This is a genomic window from Bowmanella denitrificans (assembly GCF_039522935.1).
GTDB classification, from domain to species: Bacteria; Pseudomonadota; Gammaproteobacteria; order Enterobacterales; family Alteromonadaceae; genus Bowmanella; species Bowmanella denitrificans.
On the sequence record NZ_BAAAEI010000015.1, the window covers coordinates 137,743 to 160,770 of the forward strand.

The 23,028-nt window shown below is 49.4% G+C and carries 19 protein-coding genes; 8 read left to right on the top strand and 11 right to left on the bottom strand.

The window, feature by feature from the left end; all coding sequences use genetic code 11:
- Positions 1–226: 226 nt before the first annotated feature.
- Together ABD028_RS14205 and ABD028_RS14210 are read right to left on the bottom strand one after the other, a co-directional pair.
- Positions 227–1,393: an endonuclease/exonuclease/phosphatase family protein gene (locus ABD028_RS14205; protein ID WP_343845760.1), complete on the bottom strand. Its 1,167-nt coding sequence runs from the start codon at positions 1,391–1,393 to the stop codon at positions 227–229.
- Between the two features lie 106 nt (positions 1,394–1,499).
- The gene (locus tag ABD028_RS14210; RefSeq protein WP_343845761.1) at positions 1,500–4,694 is read right to left on the bottom strand and encodes a TonB-dependent receptor; all 3,195 of its coding nucleotides are present in this window, start codon (positions 4,692–4,694) and stop codon (positions 1,500–1,502) included.
- Positions 4,695–5,011: 317 nt separating this feature from the next.
- Here ABD028_RS14210 and ABD028_RS14215 point away from each other — a divergent pair, with 317 nt between their 5' ends.
- The 6 genes from ABD028_RS14215 (at position 5,012) to ABD028_RS14240 (ending at position 11,320) form a co-directional block, all read left to right on the top strand.
- Positions 5,012–5,881: a substrate-binding domain-containing protein gene (locus ABD028_RS14215; RefSeq protein WP_102797522.1), complete on the top strand. Its 870-nt coding sequence runs from the start codon at positions 5,012–5,014 to the stop codon at positions 5,879–5,881.
- Complete coding sequence (locus ABD028_RS14220) at positions 5,878–6,825, top strand: hypothetical protein (protein ID WP_102797523.1); 948 nt, start codon at positions 5,878–5,880, stop codon at positions 6,823–6,825. Before ABD028_RS14215 ends, ABD028_RS14220 begins: the two co-directional genes overlap by 4 nt.
- 105 nt (positions 6,826–6,930) lie before the next feature.
- The gene (udk, locus tag ABD028_RS14225) at positions 6,931–7,554 is read left to right on the top strand and encodes a uridine kinase (RefSeq protein WP_102797524.1); all 624 of its coding nucleotides are present in this window, start codon (positions 6,931–6,933) and stop codon (positions 7,552–7,554) included.
- Between the two features lie 24 nt (positions 7,555–7,578).
- On the top strand, positions 7,579–8,787 hold the full coding sequence (locus tag ABD028_RS14230) for a NupC/NupG family nucleoside CNT transporter (RefSeq protein WP_343845763.1): 1,209 nt from the start codon (positions 7,579–7,581) through the stop codon (positions 8,785–8,787).
- A 23-nt stretch (positions 8,788–8,810) separates the two neighbouring features.
- Complete coding sequence (locus ABD028_RS14235; protein WP_343845765.1) at positions 8,811–9,650, top strand: 2OG-Fe(II) oxygenase family protein; 840 nt, start codon at positions 8,811–8,813, stop codon at positions 9,648–9,650.
- 44 nt (positions 9,651–9,694) lie between these two features.
- The gene (locus ABD028_RS14240) at positions 9,695–11,320 is read left to right on the top strand and encodes an alkaline phosphatase family protein (RefSeq protein WP_343845767.1); all 1,626 of its coding nucleotides are present in this window, start codon (positions 9,695–9,697) and stop codon (positions 11,318–11,320) included.
- 243 nt (positions 11,321–11,563) lie between these two features.
- Here ABD028_RS14240 and ABD028_RS14245 read toward each other — a convergent pair whose 3' ends face one another.
- On the bottom strand, positions 11,564–11,986 hold the full coding sequence (locus ABD028_RS14245) for a hypothetical protein (RefSeq protein ID WP_343845769.1): 423 nt from the start codon (positions 11,984–11,986) through the stop codon (positions 11,564–11,566).
- Between the two features lie 244 nt (positions 11,987–12,230).
- Positions 12,231–13,148: a Dyp-type peroxidase gene (locus tag ABD028_RS14250; protein WP_343845771.1), complete on the bottom strand. Its 918-nt coding sequence runs from the start codon at positions 13,146–13,148 to the stop codon at positions 12,231–12,233.
- A gap of 45 nt (positions 13,149–13,193) precedes the next feature.
- Between ABD028_RS14250 and ABD028_RS14255 the strand changes: the two genes are divergently transcribed.
- Positions 13,194–13,394, top strand: a complete 201-nt coding sequence (locus ABD028_RS14255; RefSeq protein WP_343845773.1) for a hypothetical protein — start codon at positions 13,194–13,196, stop codon at positions 13,392–13,394.
- 300 nt (positions 13,395–13,694) lie between these two features.
- Here ABD028_RS14255 and ABD028_RS14260 read toward each other — a convergent pair whose 3' ends face one another.
- Together ABD028_RS14260 and glnK are read right to left on the bottom strand one after the other, a co-directional pair.
- Entirely contained in the window at positions 13,695–14,963 is a 1,269-nt protein-coding gene (locus tag ABD028_RS14260; RefSeq protein WP_343845775.1) for an ammonium transporter, read from the bottom strand.
- A gap of 20 nt (positions 14,964–14,983) precedes the next feature.
- Positions 14,984–15,322, bottom strand: a complete 339-nt coding sequence (gene glnK / locus ABD028_RS14265) for a P-II family nitrogen regulator (RefSeq protein ID WP_102797098.1) — start codon at positions 15,320–15,322, stop codon at positions 14,984–14,986.
- Positions 15,323–15,573: 251 nt separating this feature from the next.
- Here glnK and ABD028_RS14270 point away from each other — a divergent pair, with 251 nt between their 5' ends.
- Entirely contained in the window at positions 15,574–16,482 is a 909-nt protein-coding gene (locus ABD028_RS14270) for a phospholipase A (RefSeq protein ID WP_245921649.1), read from the top strand.
- Here the strand turns inward: ABD028_RS14270 and ABD028_RS14275 are convergent.
- The 5 genes from ABD028_RS14275 to ABD028_RS14295 all read right to left on the bottom strand — a co-directional run bounded on the left by ABD028_RS14275 (position 16,451) and on the right by ABD028_RS14295 (position 22,694).
- Complete coding sequence (locus ABD028_RS14275) at positions 16,451–17,377, bottom strand: M28 family peptidase (RefSeq protein WP_343845777.1); 927 nt, start codon at positions 17,375–17,377, stop codon at positions 16,451–16,453. The genes ABD028_RS14270 and ABD028_RS14275 overlap by 32 nt on opposite strands.
- On the bottom strand, positions 17,377–18,537 hold the full coding sequence (locus ABD028_RS14280) for a tetratricopeptide repeat protein (RefSeq protein WP_102797101.1): 1,161 nt from the start codon (positions 18,535–18,537) through the stop codon (positions 17,377–17,379). The genes ABD028_RS14275 and ABD028_RS14280 overlap by 1 nt, the downstream gene beginning before the upstream one ends.
- A 207-nt stretch (positions 18,538–18,744) precedes the next feature.
- On the bottom strand, positions 18,745–20,334 hold the full coding sequence (locus ABD028_RS14285; protein ID WP_343845780.1) for a M28 family metallopeptidase: 1,590 nt from the start codon (positions 20,332–20,334) through the stop codon (positions 18,745–18,747).
- Position 20,335: 1 nt separating this feature from the next.
- Positions 20,336–20,761 (bottom strand): hypothetical protein, encoded by a 426-nt coding sequence (locus tag ABD028_RS14290; RefSeq protein WP_343845782.1) that lies wholly within the window; start codon positions 20,759–20,761, stop codon positions 20,336–20,338.
- 103 nt (positions 20,762–20,864) lie between these two features.
- Positions 20,865–22,694: an ABC transporter ATP-binding protein gene (locus tag ABD028_RS14295; protein ID WP_343845784.1), complete on the bottom strand. Its 1,830-nt coding sequence runs from the start codon at positions 22,692–22,694 to the stop codon at positions 20,865–20,867.
- Positions 22,695–23,028: the final 334 nt, after the last annotated feature.

Genomic DNA, 23,028 nt, shown 5'->3' on the forward strand with positions numbered 1-23,028 from the left:
GATACGCAATAAAAAACTCCCTGTTCTCTGTGCCTCTGTGGTGACATCTACTGGTAGGAAACGAACAGGCTCTACATGGCGGAAGCAACATGAAGAAGTACTTCCACTGCTGCCCCGCACAGAACACTGGAAAGGCCGGTTAACAATAAACTATTGAAAGCTCTGCGAACTCGGCGTCTCTGCGATGAATATTGTCGGGTTTATCCAGTCAATACAGATTCAGCACTTACTTAAATGCCAATTCCAACCAAACCATACGATGATCGGAAGAACTCTTACGATCTTTAACCAAGCGATAAAGCGCATCCTCTTTGGCAGGCCAGAATACGCCGCCATCAACAATGTCCCAGCCTGCTTCAGAAGGCAGCACATAGTCGGCGCGCATACGCCATCCAGCGGTGTGGGTAGCGCCAAGCGGATTGTCAGGGCTATGTGCTTTACCACCAGCGCTGCGGGGAACGAACTGACCATTGACCTTGTCATGAGTAATCAGGCCAACAATGGCATCGCGCAACGAATCACCTTCGGTCATGGATGAATTCAGGTCACCCAGCACCACAAAGTTGCCGCCTTTAAAGCCCCCCTTGTTACCTTGATCGTCATAGATATAGGAGGCCTGAGTACCGCCGGATAAATAATCCACCCAGAAACGCACCTCATCGTGGTTACGTTTACCGTTTCTGTCCTCGGGGCCATCAAATACAGGTGGCGTAGGGTGACTGGCCAGTACATGTATCGTTCTACCGTTCACCTGCACCGGAATATCCCAGTGGGACTTAGAGGATAGCCTCAACACATTCTGCGCTTCTGGTGAGTACCAGGGTTGACCATTTGTCTTCACCACAGACGTCATCAGATTGCCAGGCATGTCTTTCCATAAGAAGCGCTGGAAAGTGCGCACATTGGCGGTATCAATAGGAAAGCGGCTAAGCACCACCATGCCGTACTGTCCGGGATACTTACCATATCCGAAAGCATCATCTTCGGTGCCGGAGGCAACGCCATCCCCGCTTAAGTCCACGCCGGAGTCTACGCCGGTGTTGACTGGTGCGACAAAATAGTAGGGATAATCAATCGACTGCGCGCCCTGTTGACTCTTGTTCAGATATTGGCGAATAAATGCCAGCGGCCCCTTCTCAGCATCCGCATCATAGTCAAACTCATTGAGCAGGATAATATCCGGCCTGACCCGCTGAATTATTTCAGCGGTGTTGCGAATCTGCTTGTGTTCGCCGTCTTTCAGTAACTCAAATAATTCCTGTCCCGTAACAGGCTGACCACGCTCAACATAGTTGTCGGCTTCCATACTGACGTTGAAGGTAGCGATGCGGATATCTGCCAAAGTTTGGCTGGCTGCGAACATAAGTAACAGAGGTAGAAGGCGTTTAATCATTGTTATCAATTCCGTCGGCGATGTCACGGCAGAGCGTTGTTTTCTGCCATGCTTTGTTACTGAAAAAGCCGGCACAAGGCCGGCTTTGTTTCAGCGTTATATCAGCTTAGAAGCTATATTTCACGCCCAAACGTACTTCCCACAGAGAGCCTGGATTGTATACAGACTCTGCAGCGTTCTCAGGGTTAACGCCGTTGATAGTGTAAGTACCATCATCGTTCATTTCTGCATCGACTACAGAAGCAGCATTGAACGGACCGCGACGCTGAATACCCCAGTCACTGTTAAGCAGGTTGCCAACATTCTTGATCACCAGGAAGGCATTTGCACGGTGGTCAGCAGTGAACGCAGGCAATTCCTGGTCGAAACGCAGGTCGAACCTGGTGTACCAGCTGGACTCGCCAGCATTACGAGGTACGATCTGTCCACGGTACTTCTCAAGACCAGCCTGTTCAACGAATGAATCAAATTCAGCCTGTACATCGGCAGACGCGAAAGTGACATCAGTACCATATTGATCAACGGTTGGCACATACAACAGTGAGCGATAATCGGCCAGGTCAGAGCCTGGTTGGAAGTTATCAAAGGTGTAAGAGAAGTTACGACCTGCTTTCCTGTTACCAAACAAAGAGATAGTTGTATTGTAACCGTCGAAGAACTCAGCGGTATAACGCACACTCAATGTAAAGTTATGGGGGATTTCATAGTTTGAAGTCGCCACACCCGGGTCATTCTGATCCGCAACTGCGATGTTGGTGAAGTTAGAATACGCCACTGAACTTGTCATTGGGTTGTAGTCTTCTGACTTGTTGTAAGCGTAACCCAGTTGGAAATCCAGACCAAAATCGTACTCTTTTTTCACCGCCAAAGAGATAGTGGTAGAGCTACCATCTTTAGGTGCATTGGTCAGCAGCAAGTCGCTGTAACGAGTGTTACGAGTGATCTCACGCCCGTCAACTGTAGCCAGAACCATCTTGTCGTAAATAGGACGACCATCAATGGTGTCATCACCAGTATCGAAGCTGCTCAAATCAACAATAGTGGCTGAGTCTTGCTTCTTGGTGTAAAGGAAATCGGCAGAGAAGATATAATCATCTTCAGTGGCGTAGGTGACACCAATGTTGTATTTCCACTCAGACGGCATATCAAAATCAGGGTCCACCGCGTTGGTAGAAGGTTCTTCACCCAACGGCGGATTATTGGCCGTGACCTGATCATACATTGACTTGATTGGATCAAACACCGCACGCCCGTCACCAATCTTCTCAGCATCTAAGATATTAATATCAGGACGGTAAGCATCTATATTGGTTATACCATCGTTGGAGTAGCTGTTAGACAACCATACGTTAGGGTTACCGCCAGAATACAGACCAATACCACCACGTACTTCCAGGCTGTCGTCAACGGCCCAGTTAAAGCCAAAACGAGGCTGCAGCAAGTCTTTACCATCGAAGCTCGCCTGATTGGTCATGTTGTAACGTTCTTCAAATAGCGCATTGTGCTTAGGCTTGTCGCTGCTGGAAATCCAGTCATAACGCAAACCAAAGATCAGCGTCACATCATCCAGAGTCCATTTGTCCTGAATATAGGCAGCATGCGTAGAATAGGAGAAAGAAGCTGCTGCATCATTCGGATTATTGGTGCCGGCGGAGTTATTGTAGTAAACGTCATCAGCAATACCTAACTCATAATCATCCAGGCCGCTGGCGCCACCGTTGGTGTTGCGGTTTCTGTCGCCACCAAAACGGTACTCACCAATGGTGTGCTGCATAAACAGGTTAAAGATATCCAGGTTTTCCTGCTCATAACCACCAGTGATGGTGTGCTCATCCAGGTAGTATGTACCAGCAACTTTGAACGTCGTGTTTTCCCAGTCCAGATCGTTAGACTGACGAGAATCATCCGGACCGATAAAAATGGTTCCGCCGTTTTCCAGTGAGCTGATCTGAATTTCACCAAAGCCGCTATCTGCATCAGTGGAACGCTGCTCGTTATCCAGCTTGGTGTGCCCGATACGCACTTCTGTGGAGAAATTGTCTGTCCAGTCTGAATACAATGACATTACCACTGCATCCAGTGTCGCACCTTTCTTATAGAAGTGGTTTGACAATGTCAGGTTTTGGCTGCTGTCATCGGACTGATCGATTTCGTAACCATCGTTGTAGTTGTACACCAAAGAGGCACGGTGTTCGGCATTGATGTTCCAATCCAATTTAACCAGGATCTTCTCATCTTCCACAGGTGCGGACGCTGGAAGACCACCGGCATCATAACCATACACATCTTTGGAAATCTGAATAGCACGGTTAACTTCGTCCATCGTTACAGAGCCGGTTTGCAGAGCTTCGTAACTGAAAATCTGAGCACCTTCCAACTTCTCATAAGATGCGAAGAAGAACAGCGTATCTTCAATCAGCGGTGCACCAACATTGAAACCGTAGCGCTTAACCGTAAAGTCGCCCAGGTCTACTTTTTCGTCTTCAACTTCATCACCGGTCAAAGAATCACTAGTGAAGTCATAAAACACACTTCCGTGTATTTCATTTGTGCCAGATTTAGTGACCGCATTAACGTTACAGCCGGTAAAACCACCGTACTGCACATCAAAGGGTGCAATTTCAACGGCAACCTGGTCTATGGCGTCAAATGAGAACGGCATACGTGTAGTAGGATAGCCGTTGTAATTCAAACCAAAACTGTCGTTCATGCGCACGCCGTCAACAGTCAGGCTGCTGAAACGCGGGTGACTACCGCCACAAATAATGGATTCAGAACCATTGTCTTCGGAGATGCTGATACGCGGGTCAATACGCACCAAATCTTTAATGTCACGATCCGCAGATGCAGCTTGTTCCAGATCCGACAAGCTGAAAGTAGAGCCCGGACTGGTGTTACCAAACTCAATGCTGCTCAGTTTAGATGCTGTGACAGCAATACGCTCAACAGATTGCTCCTGTTCCAGCGTCACGTTCAAAGGCAGAGGTTCACCTAATGTCAGATAGACGTCAGTCACTGACGTATCCTGAAACTTGTCAGAGTCCACAGTGATGGAATAAGGACCGCCGACACGCAGACCTTTGGCAGTGAATTGACCAGCGTCATTTACAACGGCCGTTTTCACTGTACCAGAAGGAATATGCGTAATGGTAATAACTGTACCTGGAGCAGGATTACCTTTAGGTCCAACGACCTTCCCGGTAATACCAGAAGATGTTTCCTGAGCCATTGCTCCGGCGGACATCCCCACTGACAGAGCCACAGCTAACGCAACGCGATTGAGCTTGGATTTAGTGAACATTGTGTTTTCCTAAGGTTTGTTGTGTGCAATTCACAGTTTAAGAGGCGATTATGACAACTTTGTTGTAGTAGTCGCTGCTGCGGAAAAGTCAAATTTCCGGCAACCCAAACTGAACAAAAATCATCCGACGCTTCAGATTTCCGGAAGAAATTGTCCTTTCTCTGGTTAAAATAGGAAGGCTTCATAAAGATTCATAACTTCTTGTTCATATATGTTTTAAATCAATAAGTTATGCCTTTTAAATAATTTTACCCATTGAAACAAGTAAGATTAACTGGTGAAATGTATAGCCTTACTCATCGGAGTTCTCTGATTTCATGATGTTATCGGGTTTGAAGCTGTCGAAAATCAGTATAGCGACCATTGCGGTGTTGCTAATCGTACTTATGTGGTTGATTGGCAATGAAAATATCGATAGTGCAACGGCAGAATTCCCGCCCGTTATTGAACAATTTTCCGAATGCAGCACCCATGGTGACAACTTAAGTGCCACATTAGTGGTTTTTATCAACGCCGAGTACCTGGCTAAAAACTTGTCCGCGGCGCTGTGCCAGGACCCGGTGGTGGTCAAACAATACGGCCAGGTGAAAGCCGTCTGGAATCATAGCGAAGACCAGGTCCTGCAATATGTAGGCAAGGGCATTGCCGATTTAGCCTTGGTTAAAGAGAACCTGATGGAAGCGGTAAAGGGGGAATCGACTTATGGCTACCGTGTAGTCGCAGCCTACCCTGACTATTCAGCCTATTTAATTTCCACCCGTGAAAAACCCTTGTTGGATAAGGCTTACTTACTGGGCAAGCGCATCGGCTTATTGGATTACCCTACCAGCAGATCAGGACATCTGATTCCCATTCGATTATTTAAAGAGCTCGGGCTGAGCCTGGATAACCTGCAAATCAGTTATGCCAATTCCCATACCGAACTGAGAAATATGCTGACCAGCGGCAAAGTGGATATTATTTCCTCCTATTGGCAGGACAGTGACGAAAACATTTTGTCACGTAACTATATCACGCCGATTGAGCAGCAAGTCAGTGGCAGCAAGTGGTATCTGAAGATGGAAACCAACAATATCGATTTATTCTGCGCCGTGCAGCGCACTTTAATCCATATTGCGAAAGAGCAAAACTCCAGCTATTTCAGTCGTTTGAGCCCAGAGCCAGATTGCCAGGTACAACCTCAATGAGATTAGATCCGCGTATTACCCCAGCCTTGTTGTTTATCGGTAGTTTACTGGTATTGCAGATGGTTTACTTTTTTGCCGCTCGTCAGGCCCATTACCAACAGGCTGGAACGCTGGCATTGGCGCTGGAAAAACGCATTGCCTTGGATCTCCCCTGGCTCAGATTGCCTAACGATGTCATGAATAATGTCGCAGACGAGGAATCAGTACGCCAATATTTGAGTAAACTCAATGAGTTATCATTACTAAAGGGGTATTCCATCCGAGTGCTTGCCTTGCAAGGCATATCGGCTTCTCAGTCCAAACCAGAATTTGACGGCATCATTCAGCAGCACAAACTGCAGATCCCGGGGCAAACCCTGACGCTGCAATTGGGGGTTCAGCACTTTCCCTTAGCCAAAGCATTTTCCATCTTTCCTTTATTGGCGGCCCTGCTTTTCACCCTTCTGATCAGCAGTTCGCGCAGAGAAACCACCGACGAACAGCTAGAGCCAGGTGAAAGCCCCAGTGAACCTGCGTTGCCCAGACTTATCGTTAACTTACAGGAGCGCACGCTGAGCAACAGCGTAGATAACCGACAGATACAGCTGTCGAATAAGCCATTTTGCTTTTATGTGGCCTTGCTTGAATATTGCCTTCAGCATGAAAATGCCGCACTTAACCACAACAAGAACATCCCCGAAGAATTATTGGAACTGGCCAATCGCTATTTCTATCGGCTGATTGAGTTAGGCCATACCATACGTAAACGTCCGGATTTCAGCAGCAATCTGGACAAAATGCTCAGTGAAATTCGCGCCGCGCTGGATGATGTATTTCGTGATTGTCCGGAATTTAAGGCCGCTTTCTATCCCCCAAAGGCACAGGGAGAGGGGTCACGTTCTAAGTTGCACAACTATGCCCTGGAACAGTTGCAGGCTGAAACATTAGAAATTATTGGTAAGTAATTTCTTTACGTAAAGCTAATTCTGTACATAATTCAGCCAGTCTCTGGCTTTTTTTCCCATCGCTGGTACTCTTGCCGGACCTGTCGTTGCTCACTATTCCTTAACATGTCTAATACGCGAATTATCGCCATTTCCGGTGGCTCAGGCTCTGGGAAATCTCTTTTTACCAAAACCCTGATAGCCGAAATACTTGATGAAGGAATGGATATCCGTGTGCTGTGTGAAGATCACTATTATCGTGATCAGACTCATCTGAGCATGGAAGAGCGGCTGCAAACCAATTATGACCATCCGCAAGCCTTTGAGCATGAGTTACTGGAAAAACACCTGGCGCAATTAAAGGCCGGTGAAACCATAGAGTATCCGGAATACTGCTTTAAGACCCATACCCGCTTATCGCAAAGCCAGCCCATCACGCCCGCTTCTGTGATCATAGTGGAAGGCATTATGTTACTGGCCAGTCCGGAACTACTGCCCTATTTTGATTTGAAGGTTTTTATCGATACCCCACTGGATATTTGCCTGCTGCGACGCATTAACCGCGACGTACAGGAACGGGGGCGTTCATTGCAATGCATCAGTGAGCAGTATGAAAATACCGTTAAACCTATGTATCACAAATTTGTCGCGCCCAGCCGTTTTACCGCGGATGTGATTGTTACCCAGGGTGGCAAAAACCGCATCGCGCTGGATGTGCTGAAATCGCATATTCAACAAGTACTCAAATAATAACAACAAAGGAATTGGCACCCTATGATTAGTCTGCTTGGAATTCTGCTGCTACTTGGCCTCGGTTATCTGGTCTCCACCAATCGCAAGGCCATTCGTTGGCGCACAGTGCTGGGCGCCTTTGCCCTGCAAATTGGCCTGGGAGCGCTGGTGCTCTATGTGCCCTTTGGCAAAGACATGCTGTTGTCTGTGTCCAATACGGTTTCACAGATTATTGGCTACGCCTCGCAGGGCATCGACTTTCTGTTTGGCGATTTAGGCCGGATGAAAATGGGCTTTATTTTCGTAGTGCATGTTTTGCCGGTTATCGTGTTTTTCTCTTCTTTTATTGCCGTACTCTACTACTTAGGCATTATGGGCTGGGTGATTCGCCTGATTGGCGGTGCCATCCAGCGGTTGCTGCAGGTTAGTCGCCCGGAAGCCATGTCTGCTACCGCCAATATATTTGTCGGTCAGACCGAAGCGCCACTGGTCGTCAAACCCTTTATTCCCACCATGACCCGCTCAGAGCTGTTTGCCGTAATGGTGGGTGGTCTGGCATCGGTGGCTGGCTCAATTCTGGCCGGATACGCCGGTCTGGGTGTTGAACTTAAGTACCTGATAGCGGCTTGCTTTATGGCAGCGCCAGGTGGCCTGATGATGGCTAAACTGATTCTGCCGGAAACCGAAACACCGAAAAATGATCTGACCGATCTCAGTCAGGCAGAAGAAAAAAATGTCAACGTTATTGACGCAGCAGCTGCCGGTGCCGCCAGTGGATTGCAGTTGGCGCTTAATGTGGGCGCCATGCTACTGGCCTTCGTCGCTCTGATTGCTCTGTTAAATGGCATAATCGGTTGGGCGGGCAGCTTCTTTGGCGAAGGCGATCTGACCCTGCAAGTTATTCTGGGTTATCTGTTCCAACCCCTAGCCTTTATTATTGGCGTGCCCTGGGAAGATGCGCAACTGGCTGGCAGCTTTATCGGCCAGAAAGTCGTTATCAACGAGTTCTACGCCTACGCCGACTTTATCAACCAAAGAGCGCAATTGTCTGAGCATAGTCAGGCCATTGTGACCTTCGCGCTGTGTGGTTTTGCTAACTTCAGCTCCATCGCCATACTGTTAGGTGGGCTGGGCGGCATGGCACCTTGTCGCCGCCATGATATTGCCCAACTGGGCCTGCGTGCCGTACTGGCCGCTACATTGGCCAACCTGATGAGTGCGGCCATTGCCGGGTTTTTCCTTTTCCTCTGAATATTGCTAAGACAGGTAACATAATGAAACTAGTCGCCGTTGACTTTCATGCTGACAATGCACAGCAGCTTTTTGTGGAATCACTTCACCAAACCGGGTTTGGGGTACTGAAGAATCACCCCATACAACAGGCCATAGTGGATGCCATCTACAAAAACTGGCAAGCCTTCTTTGATGGTGAAGAAAAGCAGCAATATTTGTTTAAAAAAGACACCCAGGATGGCTATTTTCCTCCGTCAGTGTCGGAAACTGCCAAAGGGCATAAAGTCAAAGACATCAAGGAATATTTCCATTATTACCCTTGGGGTCGTTGCCCTGACGCACTGCGTCAGCAACTGGCCGATTACTATCAGGCAGCCAATGCCTTAGCTGCTACTCTGCTGTCCTGGGTTGAGAAACACTCACCGACAGAGGTATCAACACGCTATTCACAGCCGCTGTCCAGTATGATTGAAAACAGCGATAAGACCCTGCTCAGGGTGCTGCACTATCCACCATTGACTGGCGGGGAAGAGCCCAGTGCTATCCGTGCCGCGGCCCATGAGGATATCAACTTGCTGACCATACTGCCGGCCGCCAATGAACCGGGCCTGCAAGTGAAAAGTAAAACGGGAGAATGGCTGGATGTGCCTTGCGACTTTGGCAATCTGATCGTCAATATCGGCGACATGTTGCAGGAAGCATCTGGCGGCTACTTCCCTTCTACAACCCACCGGGTCATTAACCCCCTGGGGGCGGACCAGTCCAGGTCAAGAATTTCACTGCCGCTGTTTTTGCATCCCAGACCCGATGTGGTGTTGTCTGACCGGCACACAGCCGACAGTTATCTAACCGAGCGCTTGCGCGAACTCGGCGTAATCTGAGAACCGGGCGGCGCTGAGCGCCGCCACACAATCAAGAGGATAGTATGAACAACGCGATACGCATCCTGGCGCTGTGCGCCTGTTTCAGCGCGCCGGCGCTGGCAGACGCGCCCAGGTTGATAGTACAAATCACGGTAGACCAATTGCGCGGCGATCTGCTGCACAAGTATCAAAGCAATTTTGTGGATAAGCGCAATCAAAAGGGTTTTAAGCGTTTCCTTGATGATGGCGCCTTATACACAAACGCGCACTACCGTCATGCCACCACGCTTACCGCAGTGGGTCATGCCACCCTGGCCACCGGTGCACTTCCCTCTCAACACGGTATTCCGGCTAACAGCTGGGCAGACCGGCTCACGGCTGACAGTGTTTATTGCGTTGCGGATAAAAATACCCAGTTGCTTGGTGCAGACGGATACAGTGCCTCGCCGGCCAATTTGATGGCATCCACTTTTTCCGATGAGCTTTACCAGGCCAGCAGCGGCAAGGCCAAAATATTTGCCGTGTCCACCAAAGACAGAGGCGCAGTGTTGACGGGCGGGCACTTTGGCAAAGCTTTTTGGTTTGACAAAGGTACCGGCAACGTCGTCACCAGCAACTATTATTTCGACCAGTTGCCGGTTTACGCCGAAGAATTTAATCAATCAGGCCTGAAAGACAGTTTTGCCGGTCAAAGTTGGGCGATGATGCTGGATGAAGGTCAGTATCACAACAATGCCGGCAATCGACCTTTTCAAATTCCCCCCAAAGGTTTTAAGTCGGGATTCCCACATCAGATGCCGACAGAAACCGATAAAGACTATTACGGCATGCTGGCCTATACGCCATTTGGTGACAAGCTGACAGCCGAATTTGCCAAACGCTTAGTGATTCAGGGCGATATGGGTAAGGATGAGATCACGGATTATTTGTCTGTCAGCTTCTCGGTGAATGACTATGTTGGGCATATGTTTGGCCCTAACAGCCTGGAAGCTGAAGACAACCTGCTGAATTTGGATCGTACTCTGGCGGATTTTTTCAGCTTCCTGGATAAGCAGGTTGGCCTGAAAAATGTGCTGATTGCATTGTCAGCCGATCATGGCGTGGATTCCATCCCTGAGTATAAGAAAAGCATAGGCTTTGCCGGATTCCGTGGCAATACGGGTAAACAGTTCAACGCTATCAATCAACAGTTAGCCAAGGAATTTGCTATTGAAGGCAAACTGGTACGCAAAACCTCCATGCCTTTTTTGTATCTTGATCTGGACTTGATTGCCGACAAAAATCTGGATATTCATGCCGTACAAAAGGCCGTCGCCGCCCACGCGGCTAAGTTGCCCGGCGTGGCTAGAGTGTTTACCCGCCAACAACTGATGAGTGAAGATTTATCTTTCGATCCCATCGCCAGCAAAGTACAGAACGCCTATGTCCCAAGCAGAGCGGGAGATGTGGTGTTAGTGCAAGAACCTTCCAGTATGTTTGAAGGGTACTCGGCCGCCACACATGGCTCGCCGTACAAATATGATACCCATGTGCCGCTGTTTTTTACCGGTTGGAAAGTCAAACCTTACAGCAGTAGCCGCCAGGTTTCACCTGAGGACTTGGCTGTAACCTTGTCAGCGTTACTGTCTATCACTTACCCGGATAAAGCCACCGGCCATCCTTTAGCGGAAATTGCAGAACTGCGTTAAACCTTGTGTGTTCGACCACTACCAAAAAGCAGCCCAACCGGGCTGCTTTTTAATCTGTATTCCCAGCAGCGTCAGGCTCTCTAATTAGCCAATGCGGTTAAGGAATTGTGGTCACTTTCAGGAGTGCAGAACCTGTAGTGGGTCGGATTTAAATCCAACAACCCGGCTGGTTACTAAAAAAGCAAAGGCCCCCAAAAGAGAGCCTAAAGAAGACCAAACGTTTCAGACGACAAGCCTGTTTGCTTAGTTAGCCTGGTAGGCTTTTGCAAAAGAAGTTAAACGCACGCCATTGCAAAATATGCCGTCCATCTGGCGACGTGTCAGTCCCAATGACTCCACACCAGCAGACACTGCCTGCTTGCACAGCATAGATTCTGGACGCTCGTCCGCCACAACGAATTGATAAACTACGTTATTGGCCTGCACTGGCGCGTCGGCTCTGAACTGGCGAGCAAACTGGCTAATTGCCTGGCCATTGCACTTGATATCCTGATTAAACTCACGAGGTGCAGACTTACGGGCGGCTGCCACACCTTGTTCTGCGGCAATCACACAGATAGATGAAAACGGGCTGTTGTCAACCGCAACAAAGCGAAGATTGCCTTCTGACGCGAAAGACTGAGCACTAATAACTGTAGCCACTGCTGCAAATACAAACTTTTTCATTACTACCTCGACAAGTCTGAATGTGAAATTTAATTACCGAACGAGGCAGATCCTACTGAAGAAAAGTGCATTAACCAAGCATTTTATGTAATTTTATTACCAAAAAAACCTTTTTAACAGAAATTTAGCACAAAGATGGCAGAGGAATCACAAATAAATGTAATTTAATTACAGAATGTATTCATCCTAACATGCCTCCACAATCTGTTCTCTGTCAGGCGTGGAGTTTGTGCAAACTCAACACCTATGCCTGGCGTTTAAGAAACTGAATTGAGGGGGCAAAAAATGCGGCACCAGTTTCAGGTACACTGTAATCCAGCAATCGATCATAATTGCCCTGACGGTCGCCAAAAATGCGGCTGTGCTGAATTTGCATAAAAGGTTTCGGGCTTTTGCAGCAGGAAACAAAGAACAGCCCCTGATTCTGCATATCGCCATAAGGCATGCTTTGACGCAATATCTCAATGGGTCGGCCCGACGTATCCACTAAGTTGGTGCGAGTGCTGTGGCTGTAAGCAACCCGGTCTTCCAAAGGAAACTCCACGTCATCTTCCCTGGTACGCCCCATGATGACTTCCTGCTGGGCAATACTCACCCGGTTCCATCGGTCCAGGTCATGTCGGTAGCGCTGCACATGCACATAACTGCCACCGGCAAAGTCACTGTCTTCATCCCCTACAATGGCAACGGCGAGTTTTTTCATGCCTTTGGGATTGGTACTACCATCAACAAAGCCGGTCAGGTCACGTCCATCCAGATAACGAAACCCTTTAGTTTGTTCCACCAACTCGGCCTGTTCCTTCAATAGCTCATAGACCTCCACGCCAATGGCATGACAGATATCAGCGCGATCTGCGCGTATTTGGATAAAAAGGTCGCAAGGCACCACGGGAGCGTGACGGTCGTCACAAGTTAAATCCGGGAAGGGCGTTAGTTCACGCGGGCTCAATCCGGGATAAAGATCGCTCCAGTAATTACTGCCTATCGCCACCATTCCCGACACCATGGCCTCGTAGTGCTCTTCGTCGTAATGTTCGAAGATATCCAACATTTTGGCCAGTTTGCTACGAATCATTTGAGTGTCATCGTCTGTTACGTTAAACAGCAGATATAAGGCATGCAGATTAGGCTCTGCACAGATCCCCTTTTGCGGCTGCGACATGTGGTTCCTCTTGTATTCCCCGAACAGACAAAGGCCGGGAATCTGATGTCCCCTTTGCAACGCCTTTCTCAGAAAGTTGCCAAATTTATCGGCAATTGGATTATTGCTTTACAACTTATTGAAAATCAAATTGTTATTATACGCCAGAATGCGCAGGTGGACAGTTACGGCACACCACCAAGGAAGGCCGAAGCGCAGAAAGTTCAGGAGCACTATAGCGTATGGAAGGCTATAGAACAGCTTTAGCTGGCCTGCTATGCAGGTAAGCTACAGGGAGGTAGCTTATAGTTTTCTGCCCATCCATCCCTGGATATCGCCGGTGACTGTTCCCTACCACACCGGCATACCATCCATCCCTGGATATCGCCGACGAATGCTCCTGCAACGTCGGCATACCATCCATCCCTGGATATAAAAAGCCCCGGCAGAGCCGGGGCAAAAGGACACAGTGGAAAAGCTCACCAGTATTACTGGCGTTGTTCCTTTATCAGGAACCCGGGAATGCCGGCGTTTATACTTGTTTTAATTACACCAGCATAAATTGAATTACTTACGCGAACCGGTGAAATCGGGATAAGCTTCCAAGCCACAATCCACCATATCCAGCCCCTGGTATTCGTCTTCCTCACTGACGCGAATGCCCATCACGGCCTTAAGCACACCCCAAACCACCAGACTGGCACCGAATACCCAAACAAAGATGGTTACAGCCCCCATAATCTGGCCACTGAATGTCGAGCCGTCATTGGTCAGAGGCACAATCAACAAACCAAACAGACCTACAGTACCATGTACGGAAATGGCACCAACTGGATCATCGATTTTCAGTTTATCCAGACCGATAATCGACAGCACGACTATCACACCGCCAATGGCGCCAAAGATACTGGCTTGTAACGCAGTAGGTGTGGAAGGTTCAGCAGTAATGGCGACCAATCCGGCCAGTGCACCGTTTAGTGCCATCGTCAGATCGGCCTTTTTAAATAGGATCTTAGCCAGTATCAGTGCTGCGACTGCACCTGCAGCGGCGGCGGCATTGGTGTTCAGAAATACCATTGCAACGGCGTTGGCATTGGTGATATCGCCCAGCTTTAACACCGAACCACCGTTAAAACCAAACCAGCCCATCCACAATATAAAGGTACCTAAGGTCGCCAGGGGCAGGTTAGAGCCAGGGATGGCATTAATTTTACCGTCTTTGGTGTATTTGCCTTTACGGGCCCCCAGCAGTAACACACCGGCAAGTGCTGCAGCCGCTCCAGCCAAGTGGACAATACCTGAGCCGGCAAAATCAGAGAAGCCCATATCACCCAGCACATACATGCCGAATACGGCTTGTCCGCCCCAGGTCCAACTGCCTTCCATAGGATAAATAAAGCCGGTCATTGCCACTGCAAACAGCAGGAAAGCCCAAAGCTTCATACGTTCAGCCACTGCGCCGGAGACAATACTCATGGCCGTAGCGACAAAAACCACCTGAAAGAAAAAGTCCGATGCTTTGGAATAGATTGCCCCGCCTTCAAAGCCATCTTCACGGCCGGCAAACTCGCCCAAGGTGGCGCTGACATCCACATTACCAATACCAGCCAGGAAAACTCCGCCATCGTACATAATGGCGTAGCCACAGACCATGTACATAATGCAGGCAATAGCATATAAAGCGACGTTTTTGGTTAGTATTTCGGTGGTATTTTTAGCTCTGACCAAGCCGGCTTCCAGCATGGCAAAGCCCGCCGCCATCCACATAACCAAGGCGCCGCAAATCAGAAAGTAGAAAGTGTCGAGTGCGTACTGAAGGTGAAATGATTGTTCCACGTTATTGTCTCCTGCTGCGGTTAGATGGCGTCGTTGTCAGTCTCACCGGTACGGATCCTGACTGCGTGTTCCAAATCAAAGACAAACACCTTGCCATCACCGATTTTTCCGGTTTTGGCGGCGCTCACAATGGCCTCAACCAAGCGATCTACATGATCGTCCTGCACGGCAATATCCAGTTTTACCTTAGGTAAAAAGTCCACCTGATATTCGGCGCCCCGATACAGCTCGGTGTGCCCCTTTTGACGTCCGAAACCTTTAACTTCGGTGACGGTCAAGCCGTCAATGCCGATTTCGGAAATCGCCTCACGAACATCATCAAGCTTGAATGGCTTGATGATCGCACTGACTAATTTCATCTTGTTGCTCCTGAGATAATTGTTATGTGTCGACACAGGAACATAAACAAATGCCGTGCCATTTGATTTATTCATTATTAATCAATAGGTTAATCTTTTTACTCGGTGTTAACTGGTGATAAATTGCACCATTGAAGTGCTCACCCACAAAAATGCACCACTGCGGTGCGAGCCTGTCGTCAGCTAGTTTTCCTTTGCCCGGCATTTCTGCGTTACACTGATGCTGCACATCAATAACCAAGGAAAACGTTGTGAAACTCAGGTATTTACTGCTGGTGGGGCTCTTTCATGGGGGAGTTTGTGCACAACAGGCTGCTGAGCAAGATAATGTCGCAGAGGAGCCCAAAAGCACGCTGGTAACCGAAAGACTGGTCTCTGACAGTGCCGCCCTGGTGAACCCTTACGCCATCACCCAACATAAACTGAACTATCTGTTACCCTTTAGCTACCAACGAAATCCTAATCAAATAGGCTCTGATGGTTTTACTCAGGGCAATATTGACCACACCGAGGCCAAGTTCCAGATTAGCGTCAAAATGCCGGTCTATCTGCCGGAAGAAAATCTGGGTATTGAAGGCTTGTATTTCGGTTTTACCGCCATGTCTCTGTGGCAGGTCTATAACAGTGAGATATCCAAACCCTTTCGCGAAACCAACTATGAACCAGAGGTTTTCTACAACTTTCAAACCGATCTGAGTTTACTGGGGTATCGATTTAATCTGGCGCAGATTGGCCTGGTGCATCAGTCTAACGGGCAAAACCAGTTACGCTCGCGCAGTTGGAACCGTTTGTACGGTTCACTGCTGTTTTCCGACGAGGATTCATTTTATTTTTTAAAGGCCTGGTACAGAATCAAGGAAGATGAAAAAACCGATCCACTGGACCCGGCGGGCGACGATAACCCCGACATTACGCATTATTTGGGGCATATGGAATTTGGCTACGGCACCCAACTGGGTAACTTCAAGTTGATGACGCAAATCCGCAATAACCTGAAAAGCAGCGACAACAAAGGCAGTATTGAGCTGAACATCAGTTACCCCTTAACTAAACGCTATGAGATCCTACTTCAATACTTTAACGGCTATGGTGATTCACTGATTGACTACAACCGGCACCAGCAACGTATCAGTCTGGGGATCCAACTGGCGTATTTTTAATCCCCAATTGGTCTGATTCCCTTAGCAGCACTAATGCCGTTTCGGCCGCTCTGGTAAAAAAGCGGCGGTCGATACGGCCAATCTCATCGTACTCAGTATGATAGAAACGATGTTCGCCGACTCCCAGGTATAAAAAAGCGATACCCTGTTGATCAAAAGCGGCATGATCACTGGCCCGGCGATAATCAATCCAGCCTTTTCCCTTATAGCCTCTTGCCAGCCCTTCCAACCCCAGTGATAGCGTTACAGGCGCTTGCGCTATGGCCCTTTCCACGGCACTTAACAAATGCGGATAATGCCTGGTTCCCCCCACATAAAGTTGCTGCTGACGCCCGCCATAACCCAACATATCCAGATTCAGATTTAACTTAATCGCACTCAAAGCAACAGGAGGGGATGCAACAAAAGCCTGCGCACCATAGAGTCCGGCTTCCTCTGCATCGGTAGCCAGAAAAATGACTGAATGCTCTGTTCGCTGCGCGTGTAAAACAGATGCAAGATACAACATAACCGCCACACCTGATGCATTATCATCGGCGCCATTAAATATACGTTTACCTTGTTTGCCCAGATGATCATAGTGCGCGCTGACAACGATATATTGCTGCGGCTTGGATTTTCCTGGCAACCACCCCAGTATATTTACCCCGACAAGCTCGCCAATGGCGAATTCATGACGAAATGGCATCTCATAGTTTTCAGCAAATGCCTGCAGTTGGTTTTGCCTAAACACCTGTTTTATATAATCACGGGCCAGCTCTGCGCCGCTACTGCCGGTTTTACGCCCTTCCATGGCGTCACTGCTAAGTATCTGCAAGTGTTGCCAAAGTTGTTCATTTGCTGCAACTGGCAGGCATATCAGCCAAATCAGCAATAGCGAACTAAAATGCTTCATCAAAGCCTGGTCAGCAAATTCAGCTTATTCTGATAGCGGTGTTCGTCCTGATCGTGTATCGAGCGGCGTTTGGCCAGCTTAAGATAACGTTCAGCCATGGCCAGATCGCCCATTTCGTAGTAGCTCTTGGCCAAACCAAAGTAAAATTCATGTTGCTGGGGATTCAGGGCAATAGCACGACGATAGTGGCTAATGGCATCAGACCAATGAGCCAGATCGTATTCCTGTTCGCCCAATAAGAAGTGATAAAACGGATTATCGGCCCGCTGGCGCTCCAGTTTGTTGAAGATGTCCTGTGCCATCTCCTCACGGTCAGTCATATTGTATAGCACCGCCAGGTTTTCCAGGGCACTGCGGTTGTTCTCGATTGTGATAGCCCGTTGATAGCTCTTTTCAGCCGCGGCCATCAGGTTATTCTGACGGTACAATACGCCAAGATTGACCCAGGCCTCACCCAGGCTCGGATCAGCTTGCAGAGCCGCTCTTGAATAAGCATACGCCTGCAAATGTTGATTATGCACCAGCGCATCAGCTGCCTTGTTATTGTAAAACATGGCTAATACCCGGTGTTTGTCGATAGTTCGGGTAGGAAAATGAGCACTCATGGACTGTGGATCAAAATCCACCTGCACGGTTTGGCTGGCGAAATACACGGTATTAGGGGAAATTCTGGGTAAAATCCGCAGGTTCACATGGCCGTTAAGCAAGCTGTAGCCATCACGGCGCGTCCAGAATTCGGGCACATCCACCTCCTGAAACTCAATTTGCATGCCGGCATGCTCGCCAAGAGCATAGGTCATAATGGACATGGACAGACAATTGGCAGAACGGTTATGAAAGGTGTCACGGGCCACAGTATTGGCTTCGTTGTCGTACAGTAGATTCATATTGGCGCGGCCGAAGATGGCGCGTAACAATTTCTTGGCCATCAATTTAGCTTCGCCGGAGCCGCCCACAAACTGCTCGGCAAACTCCTGCATTTCTTCGTCCAGGGCAAAGACGTCCTGTTCCGATTCCACCGCCACCTGTGCAAAACCGGCGAACTGCTCATCCATGAACAAACCCTGGGGCGATTTAACCTGCGTAGTTTGTGGCGTACTGGTACAAGCCAGCATGGCCATACATATCCATACCAGTGTGATTGGGCGATACAGCTTCATATTGCGACTCCCGACAAGGGGTGGGTTACTTCAGGCTTTAACTGTTAAGTTAGTCCCCTGTTAACATCTTCTCAACAACTTTCAGCCCATCAAACTGTAAGTTGTCGTAACCACAGGTTGTCAGTCTCGTCTGGCAGAGGAAAAAGGCAGAGCAGTGAAAGTAACGCCAGATAGCTCTGGCGTTTGATGACTTGACCAATAGTGCAATTAGCGGGTGGCCAGATCGGCATCCCGCGCAGGCTTAAACTCAGCGCCAACTTTCCAGGCAGGCCAGGCATCAGAATTACCCAGTTTCTCGGTCAGCGTATAAATCAGCTCCAGATCCTGGCGCACGCCGCCATATTGCCAGCTATCCAGAAATTCATCGCTGGGCTTATGATAACGATTGGCAATATAGTCAGGATCGCTGTCACCTAAATCCATAAACAGCAGTCCGGGTACCCCCTGTTTGGCCAGCGCAAAATGATCGGAGCGAAAAAACAAGCCGTTTTGTGGGTTGGCATCCGGCTTGATATGGCGGTTTTGCCCCACTGCAGCGTCAGCCAACCAGTCTTCCAGTTCCTGCAGTCCCTGGCCATACTGAATGACATAGTCTGACTCACCCGTCATATTCATGCTGTCGATGTTCATCAGTGCCACCATGTTTTTGGTGGGGACGGGAGGCTGGGCAGCGAAGGCCTGCGCCCCCAGTAAACCGGTCTCTTCAGCGGTAAAGAAGGCCAGCAGCACCGAACGCTGCAGTGGTTGCTTGCGCTGTTTAAGCATTCTGGCCAATTCCAGAACACCGGCCACTCCGGTGGCGTTGTCCACCGCGGCATTGAAAATATTGTCGCCTTTTACACCAACCTTTTTGCCAAACCCGTCCCAATGAGCCGACAAAACCACATACTCGTCGGCACGGCTGGTACCAGGGATCAGGCCAATCACATTGCGGCTTTCGCCCATCTGATGCCAGTGGCGGGTTTGCAGATCGGCATGAATGCCCAGGTCCACGGCTTTAAAACCCGGCTGGGCAGCTGCCGCTTTCAATTCGTCGAAATCCAGGCCTAGCTGGGTGAACAATGCACGGGTGCTGTCGGTTTGGATCCAGCCCATCGCCTCCAACTCCCCGGCGTTATCATTGTCATCCACCAGGGTGAATTTTGTGCCGGTGGCACCGGACTCCACAACCGACCAGGGGTAACCCGCCGCGCCAGTTTCGTGCACAATAAACACGCCAGCTGCGCCGCGACGAATGGCTTCTTCATATTTATAAGTCCAGCGCCCGTAATAGGTCATAGCATTACCGCGGAACACCTCAGGATCCTGAGTTGCGTAACCGGGATCATTCACCAGCATCAACAGGGTTTTGCCCTTAACATCCAGCCCCTGATAGTCATTCCAGCTATACTCCGGGGCATCAATGCCATAGCCGACAAACACCACAGCAGAGGATTTAAGCTCAGTACGGGACGCCACTTGCTGGGTGCGGGATACAAAGTCCTTGCCAGGCTTAAAGGTCAAGGGTCCCATTTTTAGCTGCATGTCCTGGGAAGCGGCAATCCCCGCCATCGGTACTTTCTGCACAAAGTCACCAAAATAGCCAGGCTGCACTCCCAGTGCTTTTAATTCCTGAACAAGATACTGAATGGTTTTCTCTTCACCTGCAGACATAGGGGCCCGGCCCTCAAATGCATCAGAAGCAATCGTTTTTACCTGCTGCTGATAATTGTCGGCGGAGAAAACCACCTTGTCCGGCGTCGCCAATACAGAGGCTGACAAGCCTATACAACCTAAAAACAGGTATTTTCTTAACATCTCACCCCCCATTCCCCGTCACTACCGAGGATGCGTTTTTAATTTGTTCCAACAGCCACAGATGCGCAGACTGCTGGTCGGCAAAGAAAGCATGTGGCATCTCTGCGCCCTGGTAAATTTGTCGCCATAACTGTTCCACCAGGCCCGGATAATTGGCATCGGCCAGCACCACCGCCGCAGCCACCATGCCGCTCGCTTTGGAACGGCCAATAGAGATATTCATCAACTGCACCGCATCATGGGTCAATAAGGACTCACCATGCAGCACCACGAGATTCCCCCAGGGCTGACCCGACAAAGCCTGACGATACTCCTGCACAGCCTGCTGATAACTTTCGATCAACTCCGCATTGCCGGGGCCTTCACCATGCAGCAACAAAACTCGCCCATCAAGCGCTAACGAAAAACTTCCATGTGCCCTGAACATATTTGCCATTCCAACCTGATACTCGCGGTACTGTTTTTAGATTGCGTCATTGTAACCAAGCGCCTCTGTGCTGCCAGCAGATTGAACAGCACGTCAGACCAGCCTAGTCTAAGCCAAGAAATCCGCCGGTCTGATGCGCCCATAACTTGGCATAGATACCCTGCTTTGCCAGCAATTCTGCATGAGTACCGGATTCCACCACCCGGCCCTGATCCAACACCAGCAGTCTGTCCATAGCCGCGATAGTGGATAGCCTGTGGGCAATGGCCAGCACGGTTTTGCTTTGCATAACCTTGTTAAGACAATCCTGAATCGCCACTTCCACTTCAGAATCCAGTGCCGAGGTGGCTTCATCCAAAATCAAAATGGGCGCATCCTTGAGCATCACCCGAGCAATAGCAATGCGCTGACGCTGCCCACCGGACAAGGTCACGCCTCGTTCACCCACATGGACATCGTAGCCTGTGCGGCCATGTAAGTCCGAAAGATTCTTAATAAAATCATGGGCTTCAGCTTGTTTGGCAGCCTTGATCATATCCTCTTCGCTGGCATCCATGCGGCCGTACAGAATATTCTCACGAACCGAACGATGCAGCAGTGAAGTATCCTGAGTCACCATGCTGATATGTTCGCGCAGACTCTCCTGACTGACATCGCGAATATCCTGCCCGTCAATCAGAATCTTACCTGAGTTGAGATCATAAAAACGCAAAAGCAGATTAACCAGGGTGGACTTGCCGGCACCAGAACGGCCCACCAGCCCGACTTTTTCGCCGGGATTGATCTGAATCGTTAATTCATCGAACACCTTGTTGCGGTTGTCATAGGCAAAACTGGCCTGACGAAATTCTATGCCGCCACCTTTGATTGTCAGAGGTTTCGCATCAGGTCTATCCAGCACCGCCACGGGTTTTGACAGGGTGTTCATACCATCCTGCACGGTGCCAAGATTTTCAAACAAGCCAGCCACTTCCCACATTATCCATTGCGACATCCCGTTCAGACGTAGTGCCAGACTCACTGCGACGGCAATGTCACCGGGGCTGGCAAGTTGCTGTAACCATAAGTAGATGGCCAGCGCACTGGTGGAAAAAATCAGTAGCGCATTACTAAACCAGACACAGGCGTTTAATACCGTTACCAGGCGCATTTGCGGATACACCGTGGTCAGGAAAGTGTCCATACTGTCTCTGGCGTACTGGGTTTCCCGACTGGTATGAGCAAACAGCTTGACCGTGGTGATGTTGGTGTAACTGTCCACCACTCGACCTGTCATTACCGAACGCGCGTCAGCCTGGCGCTCGGAGATTTTCTCCAGACGCGGTAGCAATACTCTTAGAATCCCCACATAAACCAGAAACCAAATTCCCAGTGGCAATGCCAGACGCCAGTCGACCGCAAACACCACTATAAAGGCACTGATAAAATAGACGCTGACATAAACCATCAGGTCTAACAGCTTGAGCACCGTCTCTCGCACCGACAGCGCCGTCTGCATCACTTTGGTGGCCACCCGACCCGCAAACTCATGCTGGAAGAAGCCCAGACTCTGGCTAAGCAGATAGCGGTGAGCCTGCCAACGAATGCGCATCGGGAAGTTACCCAGCAAGCCCTGATGGTGAACCAGTGAGTGCAGTAGCACAGCACCGGGCAGCAATAATAAAATTACCACGCTCATCAACAGCAGGCTCTGGCTTTCCTGCTGCAAAAAGGTGGCTCTGTCCCGGGTTGCAAACCAGTCCACCATTTGGCCCAGGTAACCAAACAAGCTGACTTCCAGAATAGCAATCAGGGCGCTGAGGATGGACAAACTGATGATCACCCGTTTGGCACCACGGCAATAGTACAGACAAAATGCCAGCATTGTGCCTGGCGGCTTGACAGGTGCTTGTTCGGGAAAGGCTTTTACCAGCCGCTCAAAAATAGCAAACATTTTATTCCTTATCTAAAACCACTGAGGCACAGAGAACACAGAGGGGTTGATGGGCCAAAACTCTGCAGGCTTCTCTCCACGCCTGAAAGCCAAGAGCATCCCCTGAAACCTCCGTGCTCTTCGTGCCTCGGTGGTGACAATCTATCTGCGCAACAGTATAAAAACCAAAGAGGCACAGAACACAAAGTGATTGTAGATTTTGCCACTGTGCACCTTGCTTTGCGCACTCAGCGGCTCTGCGAGCTATCTTCATTCACCGCCGAGGCGCACAGAGCGCAGAGTTTTTAAGGGCCTGTGTAAAACCCTATATGGGCTGCGTAAGGCTAAAGTAAAA

Bases quoted from the DNA above. Each gene is read 5' to 3' on its own strand.
- ABD028_RS14205 (WP_343845760.1), bottom strand. From the start codon at position 1,393: ATGATTAAACGCCTTCTACCTCTGTTACTTATGTTCGCAGCCAGCCAA.
- ABD028_RS14210 (WP_343845761.1), bottom strand. From the start codon at position 4,694: ATGTTCACTAAATCCAAGCTCAATCGCGTTGCGTTAGCTGTGGCTCTG.
- ABD028_RS14215 (WP_102797522.1), top strand. From the start codon at position 5,012: ATGATGTTATCGGGTTTGAAGCTGTCGAAAATCAGTATAGCGACCATT.
- ABD028_RS14220 (WP_102797523.1), top strand. From the start codon at position 5,878: ATGAGATTAGATCCGCGTATTACCCCAGCCTTGTTGTTTATCGGTAGT.
- udk (WP_102797524.1), top strand. From the start codon at position 6,931: ATGTCTAATACGCGAATTATCGCCATTTCCGGTGGCTCAGGCTCTGGG.
- ABD028_RS14230 (WP_343845763.1), top strand. From the start codon at position 7,579: ATGATTAGTCTGCTTGGAATTCTGCTGCTACTTGGCCTCGGTTATCTG.
- ABD028_RS14235 (WP_343845765.1), top strand. From the start codon at position 8,811: ATGAAACTAGTCGCCGTTGACTTTCATGCTGACAATGCACAGCAGCTT.
- ABD028_RS14240 (WP_343845767.1), top strand. From the start codon at position 9,695: ATGAACAACGCGATACGCATCCTGGCGCTGTGCGCCTGTTTCAGCGCG.
- ABD028_RS14245 (WP_343845769.1), bottom strand. From the start codon at position 11,986: ATGAAAAAGTTTGTATTTGCAGCAGTGGCTACAGTTATTAGTGCTCAG.
- ABD028_RS14250 (WP_343845771.1), bottom strand. From the start codon at position 13,148: ATGTCGCAGCCGCAAAAGGGGATCTGTGCAGAGCCTAATCTGCATGCC.
- ABD028_RS14255 (WP_343845773.1), top strand. From the start codon at position 13,194: ATGTCCCCTTTGCAACGCCTTTCTCAGAAAGTTGCCAAATTTATCGGC.
- glnK (WP_102797098.1), bottom strand. From the start codon at position 15,322: ATGAAATTAGTCAGTGCGATCATCAAGCCATTCAAGCTTGATGATGTT.
- ABD028_RS14275 (WP_343845777.1), bottom strand. From the start codon at position 17,377: ATGAAGCATTTTAGTTCGCTATTGCTGATTTGGCTGATATGCCTGCCA.
- ABD028_RS14280 (WP_102797101.1), bottom strand. From the start codon at position 18,537: ATGAAGCTGTATCGCCCAATCACACTGGTATGGATATGTATGGCCATG.
- ABD028_RS14285 (WP_343845780.1), bottom strand. From the start codon at position 20,334: ATGTTAAGAAAATACCTGTTTTTAGGTTGTATAGGCTTGTCAGCCTCT.
- ABD028_RS14290 (WP_343845782.1), bottom strand. From the start codon at position 20,761: ATGTTCAGGGCACATGGAAGTTTTTCGTTAGCGCTTGATGGGCGAGTT.
- ABD028_RS14295 (WP_343845784.1), bottom strand. From the start codon at position 22,694: ATGTTTGCTATTTTTGAGCGGCTGGTAAAAGCCTTTCCCGAACAAGCA.